Here is a 24,851-nt window from a genome sequence, read left to right on the forward strand (position 1 = left end):
GATCCGCTACTGCGCTCCGTACGCCCCGATCGGGCTGAAACCGGCCGGCAGCGCGAACGGATCCTGCACCCGGCTCGACCGGTCGGAGTCGCGAACCTGGGCGGCGAGCTCGCCCGCCGCCCGCTCGATGCGCTCGGGAAGGGAACTGGTGGCGGCATCCGCCCCAGTGCCCCAGTCGCTCGACGCCGCGTAGACAGCGGTCGGAACGGTCGACGCGTGCAGGTAACTGAACAGCGGCCGGATCGCGTAATCGAGGGCGAGCGAATGACGCTCGCTGCCCCCGGTGGCCGCGATGAGCACCGGCATGTCGGCGAGCGACTGCGGGTCGAGCACGTCGATGAACGACTTGAACAGCCCGCTATAGCTCGTGGTGAAGATGGGCGTGACGGCGATCAGTCCGTCGGCGGTCGTCACCGACTCGATGACCGCCTCGAGCTTGTGGTTGGCGAAGCCCGTGAGCATGTTGTTGGTCACATCCTGGGCCGTGTCGCGAAGCTCGACGACGTCGACCGTCGCATCGACGCCCTGCTCAGCGAGCCGCCGAACGGTCGCCTGCGCGATCCGGTCGGCGAGCAGTCGAGTGGACGACGGCTGGCTCAGCCCCGCCGAGATCACCGCGATGCGGCGCGTGACCCGCGTTTCCCCGGAGCTCTTGCTCTCAAACCCGGTCATGACCGCACCTCACTCGTCGAAAGGGCGGAAGCCTCAGGAGAAGCGGCTGTTGCAGCAGCAGCGTCGCGGGCCGCGACGAGCGCCTCGTGCGTCGGGCCGTCAGGCACGTTCGCCGGGCGGTTCGTGGCGAACTCCTTGCGGAGCGCCGGCACGACCTCTCCACCGAGGATGTCGAGCTGCTCGAGCACTGTCTTGAGCGGGAGTCCGGCGTGGTCCATGAGGAAGAGCTGGCGCTGGTAGTCCCCGAAGTGCTCGCGCATGCCGGCGTAGCGGTCAATCACCTGCTGTGGGCTCCCGACGGTGAGCGGCGTCTGCTCGGTGAACTCCTCGAGCGACGGGCCGTGGCCATAGACGGGCGCCTCGTCGAAGTACGGCCGGAACTCGTTGACGGCGTCCTGCGAGTTCTTGCGCATGAACGCCTGCCCGCCGAGCCCGACGATCGCCTCGCTCGCCGTGCCGTGCCCGTAGTGCTCGAAGCGCTCGCGGTAGTAGCCGATGAGGCGCATGTAGTGCTCCTTCGGCCAGAAGATGTTGTTGGCGAAGAAGCCGTCGCCGTAGTACGCGGCCTGCTCGGCGATCTCGGGGCTGCGGATGGAGCCGTGCCAGACGAAGGGCGGCACGCCGTCGAGCGGGCGCGGGGTCGACTGGAAGCCCTGGAGGGGCGTGCGGAACTTGCCCTGCCAGTCGACGTAGTCCTCCCGCCACAGGCGATGCAGCAAGGCGTAGTTCTCGATCGCGAGCGGGATGCCCTCGCGGATGTCCTTGCCGAACCACGGGTAGACCGGCCCGGTGTTGCCGCGACCCATCATGAGGTCGACGCGGCCGTCGGCGATGTTCTGCAGCATCGCGTAGTCCTCGGCGATCTTCACCGGGTCGTTGGTCGTGATGAGAGTCGTGGAGGTGGAGAGGATGATGCGGTCGGTCTTGGCCGCGATGTAGCCGAGCATGGTGGTCGGGCTCGACGGCACGAACGGCGGGTTGTGGTGCTCGCCGAGCGCGAAGACGTCCAGGCCGACCTCTTCCATCTTCTGGGCGATGGTCAGGATGTTCTTGATGCGCTCGTGCTCGGAGGGAGTCGAACCGTTGGTGGGATCCGTCGTGAGGTCTCCGACGGTGAAGATTCCGAATTGCATGCTGCTGTCCAGTCCTGTTCTCGCGCGCGGAGGTCATCCGCTTTCCATGCATTTGCATGAATAGCCTACTCAACGGGGTACCGGGGAAGGTTATTCCCGGCACCCGTCGGCGGCGCGAATCGCGACCTAGACGCCGATTTTAGGACGCGAGCGGGCCGAATGCCGAGGCCAGGGCGACGATCGATCTGGCCCGCGCGAGCATGGGCAGGTAGCTGCCGTCCCTCGCGTCACCGCTCGCCGTGCGGTCGAGCATCCCGGCAGCCCACTCGCGCTCGTCGGCCGAGGGGCTCAGCGCGTCGTTGATCAGCGCCGCGTGGTCGCCGCGCAGGGTGAGCTTGCCGGTGAGCCCCATGGTGCGGGAGTGCCGGGCGGCCGTCGTCAGGGCGTCCGCCGATTCGGTGATGGTCGGACCGTCGATCGCACCCGGGATGCCGGCGGCTGCGCTCGCCACGACGAGCCGCGACCGCGCGTAGGCGAGAGCGAGGGGGTCGTCCCCGACGCCGGTGTCCCGGCGGAAGTCGCCGGAACCGAACGCGAGCCGGAAGGTGCCGGGCGAGGCAGCGATGTCCGCCGCCGCCTCGAGGCCGCGCGCGCTCTCGACCAGGGCGACGATGCGCGTGCCGGTCGGCAGCCCGGCGGCAGTCGCCTCGATCTGCTCCGCCGACTCGACCTTGGCGAGCATGACCCCGCGGAGGCCGGTGATCCCGCCGACCGCGCCGAGGTCCGCGCTCCACTCGCCCGAGGTGGCGTCGTTTACGCGCACCCAGGCCGAACCGGTGGCGAGCCACCGAGCCGCGGCCTCCCGAGCCGCCGACTTTTGCGCCGCCGGCACCGCATCCTCGAGATCGATGACAACGGAATCCGCGAGCGTTCCCCGCGCCTCGTCCAGGCGCAGGGCCGAGACGAGCTGCCACGATCGCGCCAGCCGCGCGGGCACCACCCTTTCGGTGGTGCCCGCAGGGCCGCCGAGCGATAGGGTCATCGACCGGTCCGGTCGGCGACGGCCTTCGTGCCGGCGCTCGCGTCAACGATCGCCTCGAGTTCCGCTGTCGTCGACGCCGGCTCGTGTCCGCCGCCAACCATCGACGCCTCGTCGAACGGTCGCTTGCCCGCGAGCACGAGCCGAACCTGCTCTGCGTCGATCTGGCGGGTCCAGCGGCCGATCAGCACCGTCGCCACCGCGTTCCCGGTGAAGTTGGTCACGGCGCGCGCCTCGGACATGAAGCGGTCGATGCCCACGATCACGCCGACGCCGTTGACCAGGTCCGGTCGGTAGGTCTGCAGGCCGCCGGCGAGAGTCGCGAGTCCCGCCCCGGTCACTCCCGCAGCGCCCTTGGAGGCGATGATCATGAACGCGAGCAGACCGATCTGCTCGCCGAGGGCCAGCGGAGTGCCCATCGCGTTCGCGATGAAGAGCGACGCCATCGTGAGGTAGATCGCGGTGCCGTCGAGGTTGAACGAGTAGCCGGTGGGAACCGTGATTCCCACGACCGACTTCGACACGCCGAGGTGCTCCATCTTGGCGATGAGCCTCGGCAACGCCGCCTCGGACGACGAGGTGCCGACGATGAGCAGGTACTCCTTGCCGAGGTACTTCATGAGGGAGAAGATGTTGACGCCCGTCACGAGACGCAGCAGGCCGCCGAGAATCACCACGACGAAGATCGTGCAGGTGATGTAGAAGCCGACCATGAGGGTCGCGAGGCTCACGAGCGCGCCGGCGCCGGTGTTGCCGACCACCGCCGCGATGGCACCGAATGCGCCGATCGGCGCCAGCCAGAGCACCATGCCCAGAACTCGGAAGACCACGGCCTGCATGCTCTTCACCGCCGCGAGCACCGGCGTGCCGCGGGAGCCGAGACCCTGGAGCGCGAAGCCGACGAGCAGGGCGACGAGCAGCACCTGCAGGATGCTTCCGGAGACGAACGACGAGAAGAGCGTCGTCGGGATGATGCCGAGGATGAAGTCGGTGGTGGTGACCGGCTCCCCCACCGCGGTGTATTTCGATGCGGCGATGTTGAGACCGTCGCCGGGGTGCAGGATGTTGCCGACGACGAGCCCGATCCCGAGCGCGAAGGTCGACATGATCATGAAGTAGCCGATCGCCAGCCCGCCGATCTTGCCGACGGTGGCCGCCTTGGCGATCGACCCGACGCCGATCACGATCGTGCAGAAGATCACCGGGGCGATCATCATCTTGATGAGGAAGACGAATCCCTTGCCGACCGGGTCGAGGGTCTTGGCGAACTCCGGGGCGGCGAGGCCGACGATTGCGCCGGCAACGACGGCCACGATCACCGCGATGTAGAGGTAGTGGTTTCGGTCCATGCGCCGAAGGGCGCCCAGCTTCTGTGCCATGTTCTTGTCCTATTCAATCGGAACGTCTTTGTGCCCGACCACGGTTCGTGGCGATGGCGTTAGCCTTGTCCCTCGGGTGACGCGGTACTACTTGTGGTCATACTGATCACGGCACGGATCGATCGACACGGTCCGGCGAACACGGCGAGGTGGGCATGGTGCGACTGGCGAATCGGTGGAGCATTGCGAGTCGCGTCTTCGCCGTGCAGCTCGCGGCCGTGATCGTGCTGAGCGGCTGCCTCACCCTCGTGCTGTGGCTCAGCCTGCGCGACTCGGCAGACGAGAACGCCGGTCGGGTGACCCTCGCCGTCGCGACCACCCTCGCGACAGACCCGACGGTGATTTCCGGCGTGCGGTCCGCCGATCCGAGCGCCGAACTGCAGCCTTTCGCGCTGCGGGTGATGCGATCGACCGGTGTCGACTTCGTGACGATCATGGACCCCACCGGCACGCGCTTCACGCATCCAAACCCCGCCGAGATCGGCAAGAAGTTCATCGGCACGATCTCCCTCGCCCAGCACGGCAAGCCGCTGACCGAGACCTACACGGGCACCCTCGGCCCATCGGTGCGCTCGGTGGTCCCCGTGCTTCTCGACGGCACGGTGATCGGGATCGTGTCGGCGGGCGAGACCGTCACCAATGTGGCGGCGTCCCTCGCCCCGCGCATCCCGTTCATGATCGGGGCGGCCGCGCTGCTCGTGGTCGTCGGCAGCATCGGAGCCTTCGTCGCCCGGCGGCTTCTGAGCCGCGTGACCGGCTCGATGCGGCCCTCCGAGCTGTCGCGCATGGTCGACTACTACGAGTCGGTGCTTCACTCGGTGCGCGAGGGGCTCATCCTCGCCGATGCCACCGGACGGGTGGTGCTCTACAACGACGAGGCCGCCGAGCTGCTCGACCTCCCGCCGGCCACGAACGACCTGCAGCCCCAGACGGCGGCGGAGCTCGACCTGCCTCCGACGATCGCCGCCCTGGTGGCGAGCGGCGGGCGGGCGGTCGAGGAGTCGCACGTCGCCGGCCACCGGGTGCTTGTGGTGAACCAGGAGCCGGCGACACCGCCCGGCGGCTCGGCCCGCGCGTCGGTCGGCACGCTGATGACGCTGCGCGACCGCACCGAGGTGCAGCGGCTCTCCGGCGAGCTCGAGTCGGTTCGCACGCTGAGCGACGCCCTCCGATCGCAGACCCACGAGTACGCCAATCGACTGCACACGGTCGTCTCTCTGCTCGAGCTCGGCCGCACGAGAGACGCGATCGACCTCATCGCCCACCAGGTGCAGCTCAGCCAGTCGCTCGCGGATGACGTCGTCGGCGCGGTCAATGAGCCCGCCCTCGCCGCGCTGCTGCTCGGCAAGGCCGCCCAGGCCGGCGAACGCGGCATCGAGCTGCGCCTCGAGATCGGGCAGGACCTCGCCCCCTCGGCCATGGACCCGGCGGATCTCGTCTCGGTGGTCGGCAACCTCGTCGACAACGCGATGGATGCCGCGGTCGCCGGCTCCGCGCCGCCGTGGGTGAGGGTGGCCCTCGGCACCAATCACGAGCACGGCTGCGTGGAGCTCACCGTGACCGACAGCGGACGCGGGGTCGAGAACGCCATCGGCGAGCGCATCTTCTCCCCCGGTTTCTCCACCAAACCGGGCGGTGCCACCGGGCGGGGCTTCGGGCTCGCGGTCGTTCGGCAGGTGCTGCAGATCCACGGCGGCAGCATCGAGCTGCTGCCGGGCTCGACCACCGAGTTCCGCGCCCGATGGCCGATCGCAGCGGTGCCGAACGCACCCGGGCCGAACGCACCCCGGCCGAACGCACCCGGGCCGATCGCAGCGGTGCCGAACGCAGCTGTGCCGAACGCACCAGGGCCGAACGACGATTCGGTCGGCTCGTGATCCGCACCCTCGTCGTCGAGGACGACGCCCTCACCGCCGAGGCCCATGCCGCCTACCTCGGCCGCATCGACGGCTTCGAGGTGGCGGGCGTCGTCGCCTCCCTCACCGAGGCACTCGCGGCGATCAGGGGAACCGCCGGTGGCGGCCCGATCGATCTCGTGCTGCTCGACATGAACCTGCCGGACGGCCGCGGAATCGACCTCGCCCGCCGGCTCCGCGCGGCGGGGGTCGCCGTGGACATCATCGCGATCACCGCGGTGCGAGACATCGAGGTGGTGCACACCGCCATCTCGGTCGGCATCGTGCAGTACCTGATCAAGCCGTTCACTTTCGCCACCTTCGCCGCCAAGCTCGGAACCTACCTCGACTATCGGCGGCGGCTCGAGGCGGCGTCGTCCTCCTCGGCCACTCAGTCTGACGTCGACGGGATGATCGCGTCCCTGCGCTCGCCGGTCGACCTCCCGATTCCCAAGGGGCTCGCCGGCGCAACCCTCGAGGCGGTGCTCGATCATGTGCGGGGTGCGGATCGGGCACTCTCCGCCGCGGAGGTGGCCGAGCCGCTCCACCTCTCGAGGGTGACCGCTCGCCGCTATCTCGAGCACCTCGCCGAGGCCGGCCAGGTCACCCGCTCCCCGCGATACGGCACCCCCGGCAGGCCGGAACTCGAGTACCGCTGGGCTGGCTGAGTCTCAGCGGGTGGTCGCCAGCCACGACGGCACGGGCGGGCAGCGTTGCTCGAAGTAGTCGATCGTGGCATCCGGAAGGCCGCCGAGCCACACCTGTTCGTACGGATTCCAGAAGCGACCCTGGCTGTCGCCGGAGATGAAAGCGGCGCGCCCGGGCGGCTCGGGAGAGGGCAGCCCGGAGGCGAGCAGGCACGGTCGCACAAAGCCGACGAAGTAGGAGCGAAGCGCCCGGTAGTCGTGCTGCGGCAGGCCCGAGCTGAACGAGCTGACCGGAGCGAACTGCGCCGCGCAGGTGTAGTTCGATATGGCCACCTCGAGCGCGGTCTGGCCGAACGTGGAGCTGACGCTGTAGCTGGACCCGTCACCGGACAACCGGGCCTCGAAACCGGCGGCGCGCAGGCAGCCCACCCGGGATCGCAGCCAGTTCCAGTCGCTCACGACTCGCGTCGCCCGCACCCGGGGGCGCAGCGCCTCCGGGTAGCCATGGGCCACGGACGCCCAGGCGGCGTCGATATAGGTCTGACGCACGCGATGCAGGTCGCCCGCGCTCACCGGCGACCGCGCGGCCACCGGGGCGCAGCCGGCGAGCGCGGCGGCCACCAGCGCGGCAGCCACCAACAGCGCGCCGAGCGGTGCACGACGCCGGCCGGTCATCCGCTGCCCAGGTTGAGCCAGACGGGCACCGGCGGGCAGCGTTGCTCAAGGTAGTCGAGCCGGCTGGCCGGGATGCCGCTCGTCCAGATCACCTGGTATGGATTCCAGCCCGCGAGCCCGGCGAGGCTCTCGACCGCCGATCGATCGGGAGAGGCAGGCGAGGGTGCACCGGCGAGCAGGAGGCACGGCCGCACCACGTTGAGGTAGTACCCGTAAAGCGACGCGGACTGCCGCGGCCCCAGGCGCGCAGCGACCGCGGACTCCGCCGGATGGCTCCCCTCGCAGCTGTACAGCGCTACCGCGTACTCCAGCGGCGTCTTTCCGCGGCCGTTGCGGTACTCGACGCCGCCGACCGACTGGACGGCGACGAACCCGAGCCGGTGCAGGCAGCCGATCACGGCCGCCGGCCAGTCGTGGTCGGGCACGGTGGGGGCGATCACGACACGCGGCCGCAGCGCCTCCGGGTACTGATCGGCCACCGGCTGCCAGCGGGCATCCAGAATATCGGTTCGAATGCTCTCCCGCTCCGCCTGGCTGATGGGCGAGCCCGCCGGCCCTCCTGCGCACCCCGCGAGCAGCAGCACGGATGCCGCGAGCGCCACGCCGCGCGGGAACCAGCCGCGAAAGACCATGCTCCAGTCTCGCATTGGTTCAGTATCGTCTCGGGGCGGGCGTGCCGAACAGGGGCGCCGTCACCGCCCGAGGTCGAGCCACGGCGGCACGGGAGGGCAGCGCTGCTCGAGGTAATGGACGACCGGGTCCGGCAGCGCCTGCCAGGCCAGGTCGAACGGGTGCCAGATCGGTTTGCTCACGGCGCTCGTGACGAACGCGAACCAGTCGGGCGGAGGGCTCGACGGCGCCCCGGCCACGAGCAGACACGGGCGCACCGACCCCACGTAGTAGCGGTAGAGGGCGTCGAGCTGGGGGCGATTGAGGTATCGCGTCACCTCGGTCGCCGTCGGGGTGGTCGAATCGCACACGTAGCGGGAGACCGCCACCCGGGTGGCCGAGAAGTCAGGCGGGGCGGTGTAGGTGAGTCCGTCGCGCAGCACAATGGCGTTGAAACCCCGATCACGGAGGCAGGCGACCATCGTGCCGGCCCAGGCCTCGTCGGGGATCGTTCGCGTGATCACGACAACGGGCTGTTCGGTGCCCGGGAACTCGCCGGCCACCGTCGACCAGTTCGAGTTGAGAATCTCGACACCGATCCGGTGCCGGTCCTTGGGTGAGACGACCTCCCTGGTGGAGGCGGTGGCACACCCAGCGAGAAGTACAGCGCTGGCCAGAAGCGCCAGCGTCGCGGCCCATCGGCGAGACCGTGCCATCTGGCAATTCTCCCACCGTCCGGCCCGTGTGGCGGAGCCGGAATGCCCTAGCGGGTCTGTTCCATCACCGGGTCTGGCCCATCAGAAGATCCACCCGCAGGCCGTCGCGGGTCTTCACGACCTTCGCGGGAATCCGCGCCTTCACGCCGCGCTTCTCCAGGCGACTGAGGGCCTCATCCACCACCGACTCGAGACCGCGGGGAACCGTGCCGACGACGCCGGTGACCCGGCCGCCCGCGAACAGCCGGATGACGAGAGGCGCGTCGGTGCGCTCGTCCTCTGGGTTCCGCCGCGAGATGGCGGTCTCGATGCCCTCTGCGCCGCTCTCCAGCACCTTCGCGATCTCGTCCTGGTGCGGGTTGCTGTTCGCCAGGCGCAGGGTGACACGGCCATTCGAGGGAATCAGGTCGTACTTGTAACTGCTGAACGATCCGGCCCCCCGATCACCTTTGGGCAGGGAGGTGTCTTCGTCGCGATTCCAGAAAGCCATGTCACGATGCTATCCACTGCCGGCCGCCGCTCTGCCCACTGGCCCCGCTCGCGTGGCCACCCTGTGGCCGATGCCCGTTCCGAAATCCATGCATCGCTCGCGACACGCCGGCTTGCCGCGCCCGACACGCCGTAGGCCCACACGGATTGCATGGATTTCGGAATGGGCCACGGGTGGGCGGAACGGGACGGGTGTCCGGCAAGGGCGGGGCGGGCGGATGCCGCACCGCCCACCACGTCGGGCTAGGCGGCTTCTTCCGCCGAATACCGGCTCGATCGGCCGCCGTACATGCGGCGACGAAGCTGCCCGGGGGCGTGCTCCGTGCGGGCCGGGGCATCGATCACCGCGTCATCCGCGACGACGGCGTCCGGCTCGATGCGGGCACCGCTCGCGATCTGCACGTTGCTGCCGATCCGGGAGTGGCTGCCCAGTCTGGCGCCGCTGCCCACCTGGCTGTCGCGCCCTACGTGCACGTTCTGGCCGACGAACACTCGCTCGCCTATCGTTACACCCTGGTCGATCCAACTCCCGGCGCCGATCGACGAACCGTCGCCGACGCGCGCGTCTGCCTCCACATAGGCCGTCGACGAGACGAATGCGCCCGGCTGCACGCGCGCCCGGGGCGAAACCAGTCCGCTGCCGTTGGCGTGGCGCCGATACTTCACAACCGTCCCGGTGGAGTCTTCGACTTCTTCATTCACTCTTCCCACTGGGACCTCCTTCACTGTTCGAGGTGCGACCGCACGATCTCCGCACGGTCATCACCTGATCAATTCAACGTCTGACGGGGGCTTTTGATTCCTTCGCGCGAGATGCGAAAAGGCCCGCCCCGGGTAGGGGCGGGCCTTCGAGCCAGATCGCGATCCGGTGCGACCAGGTCGAAACCTAGCGGCGCAGGCCGAGACGCTCGATGAGCGTGCGGTAACGCGAGATGTCGATGTCCTGCAGGTAGCCCAGCAGGCGACGACGCTGGCCAACAAGCAGAAGCAGGCCACGACGCGAGTGGTGGTCATGCTTGTGCTCTTTCAAGTGCTCGGTGAGATCCTTGATGCGCGCGGTCAGCATTGCGACCTGCACCTCGGGGCTACCGGTGTCACCTGGATGGGTGGCGTACTCGTCGATAATCGTCTTCTTGGCATCTGGTGCTAATGGCATAGATGGCCCCTCTCACTCGTTGCGCGGTGCCCGTCACTGGATGTGCGAGCTCTCTTTGTCCGCGGCCGTTCGACGGCAACCTTGCGAGTTTAGCATCCCGGGGACACCCCGCTCCCCGGCGCCCAGTCACGGTCAACGAGACGGCTAACCCCCGATCGCGACGAGCGCCTCGTTGTGCTTGAGGAATCCGGGCTTCCAGGGCGGGTCGAACCTGGCGAAGTACAGGCTCCCCCACCGGGTGCAGTCCGGCGCGCTCCACCGCCTCGAGCGGCGCCGTCCCGTTCTCCTCGAACTTCGCCTCGCTCCAGCCCCCGCCGAAACGGCGAGCGGCCACATCGTGAGCGGGCACGCCCCTGGTGCTCGCCTGGGCATCCGTCGGCACCGGCACCGACGCGATGTCCGTGTCGTCGGGCAGCACGAAGCTCACGGTGTGTGCGTTCTCGGCGATCGGCTCCTGGAGCACTGGGGCCGTCATGGGGATCCGCGCGGAGGAGGCGATTCGCCCGCTGATGTAGCCGATCAGGGGGCGGAAACCGAGGTTGCCGGCGCGCAGGAAGTCGCCCTGCGCACTCACCTCACGAGAACGTAGTCCGGATAGTGGCGCAACTCGAAGCCGTCGTAGTGGCGGATCACCTCATACGCCTGCTGCTCGGTCATAGCGGCGATTGTAGGCCACACCACTGGGCAATCCCCTTACCGGAAAAGGAGGGGCGACGACCCGCCTCACCCGAAGAGACAGGCCGCCGCGCTCTCAGTCACGCGTTGATGATCACCTTGAGCGCCTTGGTCTCAGCCGCGCGACCGAAGACGTCATACGCCTCGAGGATGTTGTCGAGCGTGAAGGTGTGGCTCACGAAGTTCTCCGCCACGATCTTCTTCTGCGCGACGAGCTTGAGCAGGGTGCCGAGCGTGTTGGTGTTCACGAGGCCCATGCTGATGTTGATGTTGGAGATCCAGAGGTCCTGCAGCGCGAGCTCCACCGGATGGCCGTGCACCCCGACATTGGCGACGTGGCCGGCCGGCCGCACGATGTCGACACACATCGTGAACGTCTGCGGGATTCCGACGGCCTCGATCGCGACGTCGACGCCGAGCCCGTCGGTGAGGGCGAGCACCTGCTCCTTCCAGTCGGCGGAGGTCGAGACCACGCCATCCGTCGCCCCGAACTTCTTCGCCTGTTCGACGCGGTTCGCGTCGACGTCGATCGCGATGATCCGGGACGGGCCGTAGAGCCCCGCGGTAGCGATCGCGGCGAGACCGACCGGTCCGGCGCCGATGACGGCGACGACGTCGCCCGGCTTCACCTGGCCGTACTTCACGCCGATCTCGTAGCCGGTGGGCAGAATGTCGGAGAGCACGGTGCCCTGTTGCGGCGTGACGCCGGCAGGCAGGAGGTAGACCGAGGTCTCCGCATACGGCACACGCACGTACTCAGCCTGGGTGCCGTCGATGAGGTGGCCGAAGATCCAGCCGATGCCGGAGCGCCCCTCGTCGCCAAGGCAGTGCGAGAAGACGCCCTGCTTGCAGTAGTCGCAGTGCCCGCACGCGGAGATGCAGGAGAGAATCACCTGGTCACCGACCTTGAGGCTGGTCACGGCCGAGCCGACCTCGGTGATCGTGCCGACGCCCTCGTGGCCGAGGATCCGGCCGGGAGTCACCGCCGGCACGTCACCCTTGAGGATGTGCAGGTCGGTGCCGCAGATCGTGGTGGTGACCATCTTCACGATGATGTCGGTGGGCTCCTTGAGCACCGGATCCGGCACGTCTTCCCACGATTTCTGGCCGGGCCCCTTGTATACGAGCGCCTTCATGATGTCCCTTCGAGCCGTCAGTTCGACGCTACGGGGGCAGACCGCCCGAGGGAAGGGACCTTCGGCCCTCCCTTCGGGGCCGAACGGACTCGCCGGGCCCAGATCAACGCGAGAACCTAGATCAGACGGACCAGTCCGGCGAGCAGGTCGAGGATGCCAGGAAGCAGGAGGTCGAAGGTCAGGATGAAGGTCGCGATGACGCCCAGGAGCCAGATCACCGATCGGGTCTTCGCGGAATCCACCTGCCGGCGCAGTTCCTCGAAACCCTGCAGGTACGGTCCGTTCTCGTCGTTCACGAAGGGCTGCGTGTGCCAGGTGGTCGGCTCCTCGGCGAACATCGAGAAATGCGCGACGGCCCTCGCCGACAGGATGTTCGGTCGAGCGAGGAGCCAGCGCCGCAGTCGGCTGGAGGCCAGCACCGTGACGGTGGGGCGCTTGCGTCCGACCGTGATCGACGCCGGGTTGACGACGACGACGAGCGGCGTGACGGTCACCGGCCGACCCGTCACGCCGCTCAAGAGCTGGGACGCCCGCTCGGCCTCGTGCAGGGCCACCCGCAGGTGGTCGTGCTTCTGGCCGGCGACTATGAAGGTGCTGCCGGCGACGAAGACCCTGCGGTCGGCGTGGTTCCTGGTGCTCACGGTGAAGATGCCTGCCGGGCCGAGCACGATGTGGTCGATGTCCGCCCGACCGGAGCCGACCGGGACGGCGTGCAACACGGTCCATCCGGCGCCGAGCTGCGAGAGCACCCGCGCCACCTCGATTTCGCCGAGGGCGCCGTGGTACCAGCTCCTGGCGGCCGGATCGAGTGGGCTTCGCCCGAGAACACGAGCGAGAGTCCCGAGCGGCGCGGCCTTCTGCTGCACAGCGAGGCACTCGCGGATCACGGAGTACGCCGGTCCCCTCGAGCGGAGCGACAGCGGTGGCCCAACCGGCGGCGGCTGGTCCGGGAGCGGCCGGGCCGGCGTTGACTGAACAGGCGCGGGTCGAACCGGGGCGGGTGGCGCGACGGACTCCACGTGATCCCGTTCTGCCAGGTCTGTCATCGCTCCCCCAAGCTCCGATACATCGACCATAGGCGTCGTCGCGAGACGGCGGCAGCCCCAGAACGGGTGCGGCCGGCCGCCGACCGTGCACGCTCGCGGCGGTGCCGGGCAGTGCGTGCCGGGGACGACCCCAGCACGCAGCGATCGATTGAGGGCGATCGATTGAGGGCGATCACGTCAACCCCAGTGAGTCAGCCCCAGTGAGTCAGCGCAGGGCGTTCCAGGTTGAGCACTCTTCGGCGACCGTCGAGAGGTAGTCGACCGCCTGAGTCGAATGCACGACCGTGCTTTCGACGAGCGAGCGAACGAGGATGTCGGCCGGCAACACCCGGACTCGTCGTGCAGCGTCGCCACCGAATCTCAGGTCGACGGGGTCGAGCAGGGCGACGACCGGCGTCACCGCGACCGGGACACCGGCGAGGTCGGACATGATGGTCTCCGCGCGGTCCGCGCACCGGCGCGCGACTCGAACGTGATCGGTCGGGCGCCCGTTGATCCACAGGACCCTCTCGTCCACCCACACGTTGCCGCCGGTCGGGCGCGCTGCAGTGATGGTGAAGACGCCGGGAGGGCCGACGACCACGAAATCCGCGCCGAGCTCGGCGAGCGCGTCCCATGCGCGCAGGATGGTCCAGCCGTCACCGAGCTGGGCGAGAAGGGCAGCGACCTCGACCTCGACGGGAGGACGACGGCGCCAGCCGCGGGGCCGAGCAGATGTGCCGCGGAGGAGTCCCCACGACGCGGGAAGCACGTCGCGTAGGAGTTGTGAGCCACGATCGGACGGTGAGGCGCCCACTGTCGACTCTGCGCCTTCACGCGAGGTGACACTCGTCATGCGCTCCCCCTCAAGTGGCCTGTCCAGAATGGCCTGTCCCGAACCTAAGCGAGCGTCACCCACCGGGGAAGCCCCCAAAGGAGGGCTGTTCGGCTCTTCGGTGCGCGTGCAGACTCCGAGAATACCGTTGGCGGGGTGAACCCCCGACGCGCCGAGCCCATCTATCGCACAGCCATTGTGGCCGGCACCGCCCTCTTCAGGGTGCTGCACGTGAGGCGAATCGAGTCCGGCCTCGACAACCTTCCGGCAACGGGAGGTGCCGTGCTTGCGATGACGCACTTCGGCTACCTGGAATTCGCCCTCATCGAATGGGTGACCTGGCTGCACAACCGCCGCCGCATCCGCTTCCTCACCAAGAAGAGCGTCTTCGAGCGGCCAGTCCTGGGATTCGTGATGCGCGGGATGCACCACATCGCGGTGGACATGTCGGCCGGCGCGGACGCGTACGCGAGCGCCGTGGCCGCCCTGCGCGACGGGGAGCTCATCGGCGTGTTCCCCGAGGCCGGTGTGAGTGCCTCCTTCACGGTCCGCGAGCTCAAGACGGGAGCCGCGCGGTTGGCGGCGGAGGCGGGCGTGCCCGTCATTCCGGTCGCGGTCTGGGGAGGGCAGCGGCTCCTCACCAAGAATCGCCGGATCCGCCTGCGCGACCGGTTCGGCGTTACGGTGAGCTGCGCCGTGGGTAGCCCGATCGTGGTCGACGCAACGGATGACGTGCGCGCGGTGACCGAGCGCCTGAGGCAGACGATGCAGGGCCTCGTCGACCGCCTCCAGGCCGAGTACCCGGTGGACGGCGCCGGCGCCTGGTGGCAGCCGCTGGCGCTCGGGGGCACCGCCCCGAGCCCCCAGGAGGCCGCTCGGGCCGACGCGGAACGGGACAGGAAACGCGGCGGGGGCGCTCCGCGCTGACGGCATCCGCTGCTGGGAGCGCTCCCGATGCACCAGCGTGTCTTTGTTCCATCGAATCGGCTCAGAAAAGTGGACTTTTGCACTGTTGCGCGGAGAGCCCGAGGACTACCGTGTCAGTTAGTCGACGTGTCCAGATCATCGCACGGGGCGCCTGACTGCGAACCTGAATAGAGGATGTAGTCATGACGCCGCTCCACTACCTCACACCGGGGTCTCGCTCAGCGTCTCTCGAGCGTCCCGGCGGGGAGAGCACCCGGTCGTCCGCGTCGACGCGCGCGCCGTCGAGCCTGCCCCTCGACCCCTGGTCGTTCCCGCCGACTGGATAAGGCTCGGCTGCGGTTGGGGCCACCACCCTTTGCTACCCGAGAAGATCGTGGTAGCCCCAACCGACATCCGGCCAGGCGGGCACAAAACGCGGCCCCTGGTGTAACCAACCCACACCAGGGGCCGCGGCACGCCCGCCCGCCGGCCTCCGAGGGGATTCGGGACCTTGGGCCCTTCACCCCGCAGAGGGTCAACGGTGTGATGGGCCTACAGCGAACGCGCATCACCAGGGAGGAACACCGTGACATTCACCCAGTCCGTTCAAACGGTCTTTCGCAAGTACGCGGAGTTCACCGGTCGAGCCTCGCGGTCCGAGTTCTGGTGGTTCGTGCTCTTCAGCGCAATCGGCCACGCCGCCCTGAACGCCTTCAACGTGTTCACGCCCCAGGGCACCCTCTACCTCGGGGCGAGCATGTCGGGAGTCTTCGGAATCATCACTTTCCTGCCGAGCCTCGCGGTGACGGTGCGGAGGCTGAGGGATGCGGGCCACGGCTGGGCAGACCTATTCTGGATCCTGCTACCGATCGTCGGCCTCATCGTGCTCGTCGTGCACCTGTGCGACCCGAGCCGCACCGACATCGTGGTAACGCCCCAGCCGAGCGCGCCGGCCGACGCCTCGGCCCGACCGGCACCGGGCAGCACCGGGCAGCACCGGGCAGCACCGACCGGCACTGACCAGCACCGACCGGCATGACAACCGGGTAACCACGGAACAGGAGAACGCAATGACCAATTCGGTGAACAATCCGACGGACCCGTTCGCCGGCTACCCCGTCGGCATGATCAAGATCCATCGTGGCGAGCTTGTGGCCGTCGCCGTGATCGGACTCATCCTCGGAATAATCGGCCTGGTCTGGCCCCAGGCGACGCTGTTCACCGTGGCCATCCTCTTCGGCATCTATCTGATCGCGTCGGGTATCTTCCGCATCACGGTGGCCTTCGTGGCCGATCAGTTGAGCACCGGGCTGCGCTGGTTCACCGGCATCGTGGGCCTCCTGGTGGTCGCCGCCGGTGTCATCTGCCTGGCCAATCCCTTCCGCTCCCTCATCGTGCTCGCCTTCGTGATCGGCGTCGGCTGGATCGCGGAGGGCGCCGTCGACATCATCGGCGCGGTGCGCGGCACCGGCAATCCCCGGTGGCTCGGTTGGCTGAGCGGCATTCTCTCCATCATCGCCGGCATCATCATGTTCGTGCTGCCCGCCCTCGCGATCAGCGCGTTCGTGGCGATCGCCTCGATCCTGCTGATCATCGTGAGCATCTCGACCCTGTTCACCCTGCCGCGCGCGCGGGAGTCGGCAACCGCCTAGGGCCGCGGGTTCCCGCCTCAGTCCCTCGCCAGCGCGGGAGCCGACGTTGCGCCGAATTCGTCCCGGAGGGCGGTCAGCGCCGCGTAGTAGCCCGCGAGCCCGTGCACGCCGGGGCCCGGGGAGGTGGATGACGAACAGAGATAGATTCCCCTCGCCGGGGTGCGCCACGGCGTGGCCGAGAACACCGGACGCGCCACGAGCTGGGCGATGGTCACATCCCCGCTCGCAATGTCTCCCCCCACGTAATTGGGGTCGTAGGCCTCCACCTGCACGGCGGTGCTGCTCGCGCTCGCGAGCACGACATCCCGGAACCCCGGGGCATGGCTCTCGATCGCGGCCGTGATCGCCTCGGTGCGGTCCACGGCGGAGCCACGGGGCACGTGCGTGTACGCCCACAGCACGTGCGAGCCGGCCGGCGCCCGCGACTCGTCGAACGGGGTCGGCTGGGAGACGAGCACGTACGGATTGCCGGGGTGGCGGCCGGCAGCGACCTCGCCCTCCGAGCGGGCGATGTCCTGCCTCGACCCCCCGAGATGGAGAGTGCCGGCGCCCGCGAGATCCGGATGGCGCCACGGCACGGGGCCGGAGAGGGCGAAGTCGACTTTGGCGACCGCGTTTCCATATCGATAGCGGTCGAGCGCGCGCCGGTAGCGTTCGGGCAGCCGCTCCCCCGCGATGGTCGCCAGAGCCCTCGCGCTCGTGTCGAAGAGCACCACCCGTGCCGGCGGGAGATCCCCGAGGCGTGCGATCTCGGTGCCGGTGACGATCTGCCCGCCGTGGGCGACCAGGTCGGCCGCCATCGCGTCGATGATCGACTGGCTGCCCCCGATCGGGATGGGCCAGCCCTGCGCGTGGGCCGTCGTGCCGAGAACGAGCCCGGCGGCCGCCGTCGCGAGGCTCGGCATCGGCCGAACGGCGTGCGCGAAGACGCCCGTGAGCATGGCGGGCGCCACGTCATCCAGAAAGCGGGAATTCCAACCGCGGCCGCCCTGCTCCAGCACGCGGAGTCCGAGCCGCGCGACGGTGAGCGGATGCCGGGGAACCTGCAGCACCGGCGAGCCGCTGAACTGCGCCACGTCGTTCGCGCGCCGCACGAGGGGCCCGAAGAGTCGCCTCCACGCCGGGCCGTCACGCCCGAGTCCATCCGCCGTGCGGTCGAGGTCGCGCCAGGCGATGCCCGCTCGACCGTCGGCGAGCGGATGGGCGTAGGAGATCTCCGGAACGACCAGTCGGATCCGTTCCCGCAGTTCGAACCGATGGAAGAATCCGGAGGCCAGGGCCAGCGGATGCACGGCAGAGCACACGTCATGGTGGAACCCGGGCAGCGTCAAGTCGCTCGTCCGCGCACCGCCTCCGATGGTCGGGCCGCGCTCGTAGACCCGCACCGAGAGTCCGGCCCGCGCGAGCGTCACCGCCGCGGCCATCCCGTTCGGCCCGGAGCCCACCACTATCGCGTCGACGGCGTCCATGCCTCCACCCTGCCCCCGACGGCCGCGACACGCGAGGGGCGCGCCGCTAACGCGTCAGCCGCGACATGATCCAGGCGAGCAGGTAGGAGCGGCTGTCTCCGTCGTCGATGCGGTCCTCGTTGAGGCTCGCGCTCTGCTCGAGGGCCGACGCAGCCTCGGCCGGGCCCTGCAGGGCGCTGTACATCAGCAGGTAGTCGCCGAACAGCACGTCGAAGCCGGAGGGCGCCGCTTCGGCGAGGCTCGCCCGGATGCGCCCGGGGTCGCTCGCGAAGTAGGTGGAGACGGGGCTCATCGGCAAGACCAGGATGCCGAGCATGGCACTCGGCTCGGCACTGAAGAACGTGGCTGCCCGAAACGCCAGGCGGCCGCCGACTGCTGTCGCGCGGAGGCGGATTGCTGGTACACACTTGAATCGGTATCCGCAACGAAAGGCAGCACGTGATTCGAGCAGCAGCAGACGGTTCGGCGCTAGGCAACCCCGGGCCGGCCGGCTGGGCGTGGTACGTCGACGACGACTGCTGGGCGGCAGGAGGCTGGAAGCACGCCACCAACAACCAGGCCGAGCTGATGGCCGCACTCCAGCTGTTCCGGGCGACCGCGCACCTCGACGACGACCTTCTCGTGCTCTGCGACAGCCAGTACGTGATCAACTGCATCACCAAGTGGATGCCGGGCTGGAAGAAGAAGGGCTGGCGCAAGGCCGACGGCAAGCCGGTGATGAACGTCGAACTGCTCAAGGAGATCGACGAGGCGCTCGTCGGCCGCCGCTACCTCTTCGAATGGGTGAAGGGGCACGACAACCATCCGCTCAACGAGGCGGCGGATTCCCGCGCGCGGGCGGTGTCCGAGGCCTTCCAGCGCGGCCGGTCCATTCCGAGCGGACCGGGGTGGGTGCGCGACGGGGATGCCGTCGCGGCCCGCGCCCAGGACGTGGCGTGGACCCCGGGCGGGCGGGCGACCGCCGAACCGGCCCTCCCCGCGCCGGCCCTCTTCGCCTTCGCCTTCGACGAGCCCGCCGAGGCCGACGAGGCCGACGACACGACTCTCATCCTTCGCCTGAGCCCCGACGAGGTCAGCCGGCTCGAGGCGAGGGCGTCGTCGCGCGGCCTGACCCTGGAGCAGGCGATCAAGAGCCTCATCTGACCGGACGCCGTTCGGGCGACCTCGGCAGGAGGCCGCCCGGACGCCGGCGTGGGCCGGCGTGAGTCAAGGGGCGGGCCAGCGTGGTCAGAGGGCGGGGCCGTCGGCGAGCGTGACGCTCGCGGTGTGGCTCGCCCCAGCGGCATCCGTCCAGGCGATCGATACGGTGGCTCCCGGGGAATGGGCGGCGATCGCCGCACTGAGATCCGATGCGGAGGCGACCGGCGTCGAACCGAGGGCCGTGATGGTGTCGCCCGCCACGAGGCCGAGCGTGGCAGCCGGCGTTCCGGAGAGCACGCCACCGACCGTGGCCCCGGTGACCGAGCCCTGCGCGAGCTGCACCCCGAGGAACGCCGGGTAGCCGATCGTGACGGTCGCGCTGGCCCGGCCGGACTCGATCTGGCGTGCGATGCCGAGCGCCGAGGAGATGGGGATCGCGTAGCCGACGACAGACCGGCTGCCGGAGGATGCCGCGGTAACGACACCGATGACCTCGCCCTGGGCGTCGAGCAGTGGGCCGCCCGAGTCGCCGGAGACGACATCCGAGTCCACCTCGATCAGGTTGGTGAGGCTCTCCGACGAGTCGGCCGATTCGTCCTGCACGGTGATCGACTGTCCGGTCGCCGCCACGGTGCCGGTGGCGGTGACGAGGTTGCCCGTGCCCTCGGCGTTTCCGACCGAGGAGATGGCGTCTCCGTCCGAGACCGACTGGCCGGCGTCGTAGGTCGCCGTCTGCAGCCCGGACGCTCCGGCGAGCTTCAGCACGGCGATGTCGTCGGTCGCGTCCGTGCCGACGACCGCGGCCCGGTAGGAGACGCCGGTCGACTCGACGGTGACCTCGATGCTCGTGGCGCCCGCAATGACGTGGTTGTTGGTGAGGATGAGTCCACTCGAGGTCATGATGGTGCCGGTGCCGGCGGCCTGACTGTTCTGGTCGAAGTCGAGCACGGCGACGATCGTCACGACGCCGACCTTCTCGGCCGCGGTGGCCGTCACAGCGCCGGTCGTAACGCTCGCCCGTTGTGTCGTTCCGCCGACATCCGATCCCTGACGCCCGTCGCCGGGAACGACGCGCTGGTCGGGAAGGACGGCCCGGCCGGCCGAGGTGCTCGCTGACTTCGCCGTCGAGGAAGAGACGGCGGCCACGATGGCGACTCCCCCTCCTCCCACGGCGAGCAGAATCGTCGCGGCCACCGCCCCGACGATCAGCCCGCGGTGGCGGCGCGGCGGCGTGCCCTCGGTCGGCGGTGGGTAGATCGGTGGGATGACGGCCGGTGGGATGCCGATCGGTGGGATGCCGGCCGGTGGGATGCCGGCCGCCTGGCCCGTATTCGTCTGGCCTGTGTCGAAGATGTCCATCATTCGCGCCCTTCTCGGTGTGCCTTCTGGTAGGACACTCCTCCCGCGCGCTCGGCGTGCCCTATGGCCCGGATCGGAGCCGGTCGTGCGAAGGGTATGAATCCGCTGGGAAGGGCCGCGCCGAGCGGGACAGCACTCGGTGCACCGGCAGGGAGTCGTCATCCTGCCGTGCGAAACTGTGGATGGCCGCGAACGACGGCACCACTCTCGATCCCGGAGGAACACGCATGACCGGCTCCCTCGTGCTCGACGTGATTCTCGGACTGCTGCTCGTCGCATACACCGTGCACGGCTTCCGCGCCGGCTTCGTGCTGAGCATCACGGGAATCGCCGGCTTCATCGCCGGGGCCGTCGTGGGCTTCTTCGCGATTCCGCTCATCGCCTCGTGGGTCACCTCCTCCCAGTGGCGTCTGCCGCTCATCCTGCTCGCCGTCGTCGTTCTTATCGGCCTCGGTCAGGCCGCCGGGACCGTGATCGGCAGGGTCCTGCGCCGGGGCGTGGACAGGACGCCACTGCGCATGCTGGACCGGGTCTTCGGGGCCGGCGTCACCCTCGTCGTGGCGGCGGTCGTCACGTCGATGCTCGCCTTCGGCATCGGCTCCCTCGGCGTGCCGTTCGTGTCGAGTGCGATCTCCTCCTCGGCGGTCGTGCAGACGATCGACCGGGTGACCCCGGACCCGGTGAAGGCCCTCGAGGCCCAGGTGCGCGGGCTCGTCGCCCAGGATGGCTTGCCCCGGCTGTTCGAGGCCATCGGCTCCAACTCGAACCTCCCGGTGCCGGCCGTCGGTGCCGGGACCGCCGCGCAGCAGGCCGCGGCGGCGTCGGTGGTGAAGATCGTCGGCAACGCCTACCAGTGCGGCCAGAACCAGTCCGGCAGCGGTTACGTCGCCGCCAAGGGACGCATCATCACCAACGCCCACGTCGTGGCGGGGGTGACCGAGCCGGTGGTGCAAACGCCGTCCGGCGGGTCGTACACCGGTCGCGTCGTCTTCTTCGACGGGGTGCACGACATCGCGGTGATAGCGGTCGACGGGCTCACCACCAAGGTGCTGCCGCTCGGTGCGAACCTCGGCCAGGGCGACACCGCGGTGTTCGACGGCTATCCACTCGGCGGGCCGTTCAGCTCGGCGCCCGCCGCCGTGCGAGGCGTCAACACCGTGCAGGTGCCGGACATCTACGGGTCGAACCCCGCGCCGCGCGAGGTGTACTACCTCTCTGCCAACGTGCAGGAGGGCAACTCCGGCGGGCCGGTGATCGACGCGGGCGGACGGGTCGCCGGCGTCATCTTCGCGAAATCGGCGACGACCGATCGCCTCGGATTCGCCATGACCACGGGCGACCTGACACCCGTCGTGGCGAAGGCGCCGTCGCTCGTCTCGGCCGTCTCATCCGGGCACTGCACTCGCGGCTGAGTTCCGCGTTCGGGCCAGGAACAGGGCTCCGGCCTCGGCCACTGGGCCTGTCCGGTGGATCAGCCGATCTGTTCGGCCAGAGCGACGATGACGCCCGCGGGGCCTACATCCTCTGCGTCAGCCCGGGGTGAGGACGCAGAACTCGTTGCCTTCCGTGTCGGTGAGGACCCTCCATGACACATCGCCCTGGCCGATGTCGGCGTCGGTGGCGCCCAGAGCCCGCAACCGGGCTGCCTCTGCCGCCTGGTCGTCACCGGGGTATGGCCTCAGGTCGAGATGGACACGGGTCCGCACGGTCTTCAGGTCGGGAGTGCGAAGGAACTCCAGGTACGGCCCGACAGCCTGGGCCGAGCGCAGTGCTCTAGTCCGCGGCGAGGTTCTCGTCGAGGATCGCGAGCACGCTGGTCCACGCGTCGGCCGCGGCCTCTTCGCGGTACGCGAGCGGGTTGGTGTCGTTGAAGAAGGCGTGCCCGGCCCCCTCGTAGACCGTGGAGGAGAAGTCGACGCCCGCCGACTGCATCGCCGAGGTCACCTCGGGCAGCGACTCCATCAGGGACGGGTCGTTCTCCCCGTAGAAGGCCCGCACCGTGCCCGTGATCCTCGGCACAACCGAGAGGTCGGGCGGCGAACCGTAGAACGGCACCGCCACGCGGATGCGGGCGTCGGCGGCCGCGAGGGCGAAGCTGTAGCTGCCGCCGAAACAGAAGCCCATGACTCCGATGCGACCGTTGATCCCCGGCTGTTCGGCGAGAAAGTCGACGCAGTCGATGAGGGCGGCGATCGCCCACTCGGCATATTCCGGTGCGCGCAGCGGGGCGAAGGCGTCGCGAAGCCGCGGCTGGCCCTCGGTGCGCACCCGCTCATCCGGACTCGTCATGATGGAATTGAGCTCGAGCCCGATCTGCGGACGGACGCCGACCCGGCTGAGGATGTCGGGGGCGATCACGAGGTAGCCCTCCGCGGCGAGGCGGTCCGCGATCCCGGTGATGTGGCCGACGAGGCCCCAGATCTCGTGGATCAGCACAATCGCGCCCGTCGGCCTTCCGCCCGGGGCGAGGGTGGGGCGGGCGAGATAGGCCTCGAACGCTCCGCCGTCGAGCGAGATCGTTTCGGTCATCGTCCGAGTCTGTCACGACCCCGCCTGGCCTGGGATACGGTGGGCCGATGAACGGGAAGCCCACCGCGCGCCGTCCGATAGCACTCATCACCGGCGCCACGGCCGGTATCGGCGCCGAATTCGCGCGGCAGCTCGCCGCCGACGGCCATGACCTCGTGCTCGTCGCCCGGAACGAGGCGCGGCTCGATCAGAGGGCCGCCGAGCTGAGGCTCGAGTTCGGCGTGCGCGTGGAGGTGCTGGTCGCCGACCTCGGGCAGGCGGACGCCCTGGCGAGGGTCGAGGCGCGGGCGGCGGTCGCCGAACCGGCCGACGATTCGGCCGGGCCCATCACGCTGCTGGTCAACAATGCCGGGTTCGGCCTGCGCAGGCCTTTCGACGAGAGCGACGTCGACGACGAGCAGCGTCTGCTCGACGTGCTCGTCACGGCGCCGATGCGGCTGAGCCACGCGGCGCTCGCCCAGATGCTGCCGCACGGCGCCGGCACCATCGTCAACATCGCGAGCGTGGCCGGCTACGCCCCGCGGGGCAGCTACGGCGCCGCCAAGGCATGGCTGCTGAGCTTCAGCCGCTGGGCGAACATCGCCTACCGTTCGCGCGGCGTCTCGGTGACCGCGGTCGCCCCCGGCCTGGTGCACACCGAGTTCCACGAGCGAATGAGGGTGAGCGGCGCGTCCGTGCCGCGGTTCCTCTGGCTTGACGCCGAACAGGTCGTGCGGCTGGCCCTCGCCGATGTTCGTCGCGGGAGGGCCGTGTCGATCCCCACCCTGCGGTACAAGCTGGTCGTGGCTCTCGCACGCCTCCTGCCGAAGCGACTCGCCGCCAAGGGGGAACTGCGGGAGCTGTAGGGTCGGATCCGCCTCTCAGAGCGGGAAGTCCGCCGGGAACGCGAGATGCACGCCGAACGCGGAGAGGCCGCCGAAACGCACGAACAGCAGTCCGTAGCTGAGCGCGATCCCGACCACGACCCAGGACAGCCGTCGACGCCGTGCCCTGACGACCGCCCGACGCAGCGTCTCGAACTCGCCGAGCAGCGACGGCAACGCCGTCGGCGGCTCGACGCCGAGCGGCCAGGTGGCCGGGTCGGCCGCCGCGGCGGCGAAGAGTCGCACCGACGATGGCGCGAGCAGGCGCGGAAGGTCGCGCAGCCAGCGCGAGAAGTCGCTCGAGTGGATGGCCTCCGCCGCCCGAGGGTGGGCGCGAATCTCGAGGTCGGCCGGTTCGACCACGACGATGGCCGGCGTCACCGGCGCCGGGGTGCCGGCCGACGCGCCGACCAGTTCGGCGACGAGCCGGGCATCCGCCTCGGCGTCCGGGATGGTCGAGCGCAGCTGGTCTTCGACGAGGAAGGTCCGCTCCCCCACCCACACGCGTTGGCCGACCGGATAGGCCATGCTGACCGCGATGAGGCCGGGTGGTCCAACGAGGAGGTACTCGAGCCGCGGCCGCTCCCGCGAGATCGGCACCGAACTCACCACCAGCCAGTCGTCACCGAGACCGGCGAGCGCCTCCGCGATGCGCAGTTCGGCGATGGCGGCCCGATACCAGCGCGCCGACGCCCTCGCCACCGGGTCGACGCCGAAGAACCGGGCGAACGCGGAACGCGGAGTCGCCTCGGACTGCCGCCGGACCACCTCACGCACCGCCGCGAACACCGGGACTCCCGAGTCGACCGAACCCGTGTCCGCGCCTTGCGGCGGGCCAACGGGCGAGTCCTCGACGATGATGATTCCGTCCCCCAACGGTTGTGCGTGTTCCTCCACGGTAGCGACAGCCCG

The 24,851-nt window shown here is 69.5% G+C and carries 29 protein-coding genes; 9 read left to right on the forward strand and 20 right to left on the reverse strand.

From position 1 onward, the window contains the following. Positions 1-6 precede the first annotated feature (6 nt). From VIM54_RS02960 to VIM54_RS02975, 4 genes are all read right to left on the reverse strand, one after another. Positions 7-672 carry an FMN reductase gene (locus VIM54_RS02960; RefSeq protein ID WP_331899037.1) on the reverse strand — a complete coding sequence of 222 codons (666 nt, stop codon included), beginning with the start codon at positions 670-672 and terminating at the stop codon, positions 7-9. Further along, entirely contained in the window at positions 669-1,805 is a 1,137-nt protein-coding gene (locus VIM54_RS02965) for an LLM class flavin-dependent oxidoreductase (protein WP_331899038.1), read from the reverse strand. Before VIM54_RS02965 ends, VIM54_RS02960 begins: the two co-directional genes overlap by 4 nt. Positions 1,806-1,944: 139 nt before the next feature. After that, positions 1,945-2,787 (reverse strand): HpcH/HpaI aldolase/citrate lyase family protein, encoded by an 843-nt coding sequence (locus VIM54_RS02970; protein WP_331899040.1) that lies wholly within the window; start codon positions 2,785-2,787, stop codon positions 1,945-1,947. Next, positions 2,784-4,163 (reverse strand): cation:dicarboxylate symporter family transporter, encoded by a 1,380-nt coding sequence (locus VIM54_RS02975; protein ID WP_331899042.1) that lies wholly within the window; start codon positions 4,161-4,163, stop codon positions 2,784-2,786. Before VIM54_RS02975 ends, VIM54_RS02970 begins: the two co-directional genes overlap by 4 nt. A gap of 155 nt (positions 4,164-4,318) precedes the next feature. On the opposite strand from VIM54_RS02975, the gene VIM54_RS02980 reads away from it, so the two are divergent. Continuing rightward, a complete protein-coding gene (locus VIM54_RS02980; protein WP_331899043.1) occupies positions 4,319-6,040 on the forward strand; it encodes a sensor histidine kinase in 1,722 nt (573 codons plus the stop codon). Next, the gene (locus VIM54_RS02985; RefSeq protein ID WP_331899044.1) at positions 6,037-6,726 is read left to right on the forward strand and encodes a response regulator; all 690 of its coding nucleotides are present in this window, start codon (positions 6,037-6,039) and stop codon (positions 6,724-6,726) included. Before VIM54_RS02980 ends, VIM54_RS02985 begins: the two co-directional genes overlap by 4 nt. 3 nt (positions 6,727-6,729) lie before the next feature. Here VIM54_RS02985 and VIM54_RS02990 read toward each other — a convergent pair whose 3' ends face one another. The 10 genes from VIM54_RS02990 to VIM54_RS03035 form a co-directional block, all read right to left on the reverse strand. Beyond that, a complete protein-coding gene (locus VIM54_RS02990) occupies positions 6,730-7,380 on the reverse strand; it encodes a hypothetical protein (protein WP_331899046.1) in 651 nt (216 codons plus the stop codon). Further along, positions 7,377-8,027 (reverse strand): hypothetical protein, encoded by a 651-nt coding sequence (locus VIM54_RS02995; RefSeq protein ID WP_331899048.1) that lies wholly within the window; start codon positions 8,025-8,027, stop codon positions 7,377-7,379. Before VIM54_RS02995 ends, VIM54_RS02990 begins: the two co-directional genes overlap by 4 nt. A 45-nt stretch (positions 8,028-8,072) precedes the next feature. Continuing rightward, positions 8,073-8,705, reverse strand: a complete 633-nt coding sequence (locus VIM54_RS03000) for a hypothetical protein (protein WP_331899050.1) — start codon at positions 8,703-8,705, stop codon at positions 8,073-8,075. Between the two features lie 64 nt (positions 8,706-8,769). Then, on the reverse strand, positions 8,770-9,195 hold the full coding sequence (locus tag VIM54_RS03005) for a hypothetical protein (protein WP_331899052.1): 426 nt from the start codon (positions 9,193-9,195) through the stop codon (positions 8,770-8,772). Positions 9,196-9,437: 242 nt separating this feature from the next. After that, on the reverse strand, positions 9,438-9,896 hold the full coding sequence (locus VIM54_RS03010) for a DapH/DapD/GlmU-related protein (protein ID WP_331899054.1): 459 nt from the start codon (positions 9,894-9,896) through the stop codon (positions 9,438-9,440). A 184-nt stretch (positions 9,897-10,080) separates the two neighbouring features. Next, the gene (rpsO, locus tag VIM54_RS03015) at positions 10,081-10,350 is read right to left on the reverse strand and encodes a 30S ribosomal protein S15 (RefSeq protein WP_147783080.1); all 270 of its coding nucleotides are present in this window, start codon (positions 10,348-10,350) and stop codon (positions 10,081-10,083) included. Further along, positions 10,289-10,924: a heme-binding protein gene (locus VIM54_RS03020; RefSeq protein ID WP_331899057.1), complete on the reverse strand. Its 636-nt coding sequence runs from the start codon at positions 10,922-10,924 to the stop codon at positions 10,289-10,291. Before VIM54_RS03020 ends, rpsO begins: the two co-directional genes overlap by 62 nt. A gap of 181 nt (positions 10,925-11,105) precedes the next feature. Continuing rightward, entirely contained in the window at positions 11,106-12,161 is a 1,056-nt protein-coding gene (locus VIM54_RS03025) for a zinc-dependent alcohol dehydrogenase family protein (RefSeq protein WP_331899059.1), read from the reverse strand. 116 nt (positions 12,162-12,277) lie between these two features. Then, positions 12,278-13,048 (reverse strand): nuclease-related domain-containing protein, encoded by a 771-nt coding sequence (locus tag VIM54_RS03030; RefSeq protein ID WP_331899061.1) that lies wholly within the window; start codon positions 13,046-13,048, stop codon positions 12,278-12,280. Positions 13,049-13,412: 364 nt separating this feature from the next. After that, positions 13,413-14,042 carry a hypothetical protein gene (locus VIM54_RS03035; protein WP_331899063.1) on the reverse strand — a complete coding sequence of 210 codons (630 nt, stop codon included), beginning with the start codon at positions 14,040-14,042 and terminating at the stop codon, positions 13,413-13,415. A 135-nt stretch (positions 14,043-14,177) separates the two neighbouring features. Between VIM54_RS03035 and VIM54_RS03040 the strand changes: the two genes are divergently transcribed. The 4 genes from VIM54_RS03040 (at position 14,178) to VIM54_RS03055 (ending at position 16,579) form a co-directional block, all read left to right on the forward strand. Beyond that, positions 14,178-14,948 (forward strand): lysophospholipid acyltransferase family protein, encoded by a 771-nt coding sequence (locus VIM54_RS03040; protein ID WP_331899065.1) that lies wholly within the window; start codon positions 14,178-14,180, stop codon positions 14,946-14,948. Positions 14,949-15,130: 182 nt separating this feature from the next. Further along, entirely contained in the window at positions 15,131-15,274 is a 144-nt protein-coding gene (locus tag VIM54_RS03045; protein ID WP_331899067.1) for a hypothetical protein, read from the forward strand. A gap of 239 nt (positions 15,275-15,513) precedes the next feature. Further along, positions 15,514-15,966, forward strand: coding sequence for a DUF805 domain-containing protein (locus VIM54_RS03050; protein ID WP_331899069.1), 453 nt, complete (start codon positions 15,514-15,516; stop codon positions 15,964-15,966). Positions 15,967-15,997: 31 nt separating this feature from the next. Next, positions 15,998-16,579, forward strand: a complete 582-nt coding sequence (locus VIM54_RS03055) for an HdeD family acid-resistance protein (protein WP_331899070.1) — start codon at positions 15,998-16,000, stop codon at positions 16,577-16,579. A gap of 17 nt (positions 16,580-16,596) precedes the next feature. On the opposite strand, the gene VIM54_RS03060 is transcribed toward VIM54_RS03055, so the two are convergent. Both VIM54_RS03060 and VIM54_RS03065 read right to left on the reverse strand, forming a co-directional pair. Further along, a complete protein-coding gene (locus tag VIM54_RS03060; RefSeq protein ID WP_331899072.1) occupies positions 16,597-18,048 on the reverse strand; it encodes an NAD(P)/FAD-dependent oxidoreductase in 1,452 nt (483 codons plus the stop codon). 46 nt (positions 18,049-18,094) lie between these two features. Continuing rightward, a complete protein-coding gene (locus VIM54_RS03065) occupies positions 18,095-18,364 on the reverse strand; it encodes a hypothetical protein (protein WP_331899074.1) in 270 nt (89 codons plus the stop codon). Positions 18,365-18,486: 122 nt separating this feature from the next. Between VIM54_RS03065 and VIM54_RS03070 the strand changes: the two genes are divergently transcribed. Continuing rightward, entirely contained in the window at positions 18,487-19,191 is a 705-nt protein-coding gene (locus VIM54_RS03070) for an RNase H family protein (RefSeq protein WP_331899075.1), read from the forward strand. Between the two features lie 84 nt (positions 19,192-19,275). On the opposite strand, the gene VIM54_RS03075 is transcribed toward VIM54_RS03070, so the two are convergent. Beyond that, positions 19,276-20,550: a S1C family serine protease gene (locus tag VIM54_RS03075; RefSeq protein WP_331899077.1), complete on the reverse strand. Its 1,275-nt coding sequence runs from the start codon at positions 20,548-20,550 to the stop codon at positions 19,276-19,278. 224 nt (positions 20,551-20,774) lie between these two features. Here VIM54_RS03075 and VIM54_RS03080 point away from each other — a divergent pair, with 224 nt between their 5' ends. Further along, on the forward strand, positions 20,775-21,959 hold the full coding sequence (locus VIM54_RS03080) for a MarP family serine protease (protein ID WP_331899079.1): 1,185 nt from the start codon (positions 20,775-20,777) through the stop codon (positions 21,957-21,959). Positions 21,960-22,076: 117 nt separating this feature from the next. On the opposite strand, the gene VIM54_RS03085 is transcribed toward VIM54_RS03080, so the two are convergent. Beyond that, on the reverse strand, positions 22,077-22,316 hold the full coding sequence (locus tag VIM54_RS03085; protein ID WP_331899108.1) for a VOC family protein: 240 nt from the start codon (positions 22,314-22,316) through the stop codon (positions 22,077-22,079). 4 nt (positions 22,317-22,320) lie between these two features. After that, positions 22,321-23,076, reverse strand: a complete 756-nt coding sequence (locus tag VIM54_RS03090) for a dienelactone hydrolase family protein (protein ID WP_331899081.1) — start codon at positions 23,074-23,076, stop codon at positions 22,321-22,323. A 47-nt stretch (positions 23,077-23,123) separates the two neighbouring features. On the opposite strand from VIM54_RS03090, the gene VIM54_RS03095 reads away from it, so the two are divergent. Continuing rightward, complete coding sequence (locus VIM54_RS03095; RefSeq protein ID WP_331899083.1) at positions 23,124-23,921, forward strand: SDR family NAD(P)-dependent oxidoreductase; 798 nt, start codon at positions 23,124-23,126, stop codon at positions 23,919-23,921. 15 nt (positions 23,922-23,936) lie between these two features. Here VIM54_RS03095 and VIM54_RS03100 read toward each other — a convergent pair whose 3' ends face one another. Beyond that, positions 23,937-24,815 (reverse strand): hypothetical protein, encoded by an 879-nt coding sequence (locus VIM54_RS03100; protein WP_331899084.1) that lies wholly within the window; start codon positions 24,813-24,815, stop codon positions 23,937-23,939. Positions 24,816-24,851: the final 36 nt, after the last annotated feature.

This window comes from Lacisediminihabitans sp. (assembly GCF_036569425.1).
GTDB lineage: Bacteria > Actinomycetota > Actinomycetes > Actinomycetales > Microbacteriaceae > Lacisediminihabitans.

Excerpts from the sequence above, each read along its gene's own strand:
- VIM54_RS02995 (WP_331899048.1), bottom strand. The coding sequence starts at position 8,027 with ATGCGAGACTGGAGCATGGTCTTTCGCGGCTGGTTCCCGCGCGGCGTG.
- VIM54_RS02970 (WP_331899040.1), bottom strand. The coding sequence starts at position 2,787 with ATGACCCTATCGCTCGGCGGCCCTGCGGGCACCACCGAAAGGGTGGTG.
- VIM54_RS03095 (WP_331899083.1), top strand. The coding sequence starts at position 23,124 with ATGAACGGGAAGCCCACCGCGCGCCGTCCGATAGCACTCATCACCGGC.
- VIM54_RS03080 (WP_331899079.1), top strand. The coding sequence starts at position 20,775 with ATGACCGGCTCCCTCGTGCTCGACGTGATTCTCGGACTGCTGCTCGTC.
- VIM54_RS03000 (WP_331899050.1), bottom strand. The coding sequence starts at position 8,705 with ATGGCACGGTCTCGCCGATGGGCCGCGACGCTGGCGCTTCTGGCCAGC.
- VIM54_RS02975 (WP_331899042.1), bottom strand. The coding sequence starts at position 4,163 with ATGGCACAGAAGCTGGGCGCCCTTCGGCGCATGGACCGAAACCACTAC.
- VIM54_RS03035 (WP_331899063.1), bottom strand. The coding sequence starts at position 14,042 with ATGACGAGTGTCACCTCGCGTGAAGGCGCAGAGTCGACAGTGGGCGCC.
- VIM54_RS03045 (WP_331899067.1), top strand. The coding sequence starts at position 15,131 with ATGACGCCGCTCCACTACCTCACACCGGGGTCTCGCTCAGCGTCTCTC.
- VIM54_RS02980 (WP_331899043.1), top strand. The coding sequence starts at position 4,319 with ATGGTGCGACTGGCGAATCGGTGGAGCATTGCGAGTCGCGTCTTCGCC.
- VIM54_RS03055 (WP_331899070.1), top strand. The coding sequence starts at position 15,998 with ATGACCAATTCGGTGAACAATCCGACGGACCCGTTCGCCGGCTACCCC.
- rpsO (WP_147783080.1), bottom strand. The coding sequence starts at position 10,350 with ATGCCATTAGCACCAGATGCCAAGAAGACGATTATCGACGAGTACGCC.
- VIM54_RS03090 (WP_331899081.1), bottom strand. The coding sequence starts at position 23,076 with ATGACCGAAACGATCTCGCTCGACGGCGGAGCGTTCGAGGCCTATCTC.
- VIM54_RS03025 (WP_331899059.1), bottom strand. The coding sequence starts at position 12,161 with ATGAAGGCGCTCGTATACAAGGGGCCCGGCCAGAAATCGTGGGAAGAC.
- VIM54_RS03060 (WP_331899072.1), bottom strand. The coding sequence starts at position 18,048 with ATGGACGCCGTCGACGCGATAGTGGTGGGCTCCGGGCCGAACGGGATG.
- VIM54_RS02960 (WP_331899037.1), bottom strand. The coding sequence starts at position 672 with ATGACCGGGTTTGAGAGCAAGAGCTCCGGGGAAACGCGGGTCACGCGC.
- VIM54_RS03075 (WP_331899077.1), bottom strand. The coding sequence starts at position 20,550 with ATGATGGACATCTTCGACACAGGCCAGACGAATACGGGCCAGGCGGCC.
- VIM54_RS02965 (WP_331899038.1), bottom strand. The coding sequence starts at position 1,805 with ATGCAATTCGGAATCTTCACCGTCGGAGACCTCACGACGGATCCCACC.
- VIM54_RS03005 (WP_331899052.1), bottom strand. The coding sequence starts at position 9,195 with ATGGCTTTCTGGAATCGCGACGAAGACACCTCCCTGCCCAAAGGTGAT.
- VIM54_RS03065 (WP_331899074.1), bottom strand. The coding sequence starts at position 18,364 with ATGCTCGGCATCCTGGTCTTGCCGATGAGCCCCGTCTCCACCTACTTC.
- VIM54_RS02990 (WP_331899046.1), bottom strand. The coding sequence starts at position 7,380 with ATGACCGGCCGGCGTCGTGCACCGCTCGGCGCGCTGTTGGTGGCTGCC.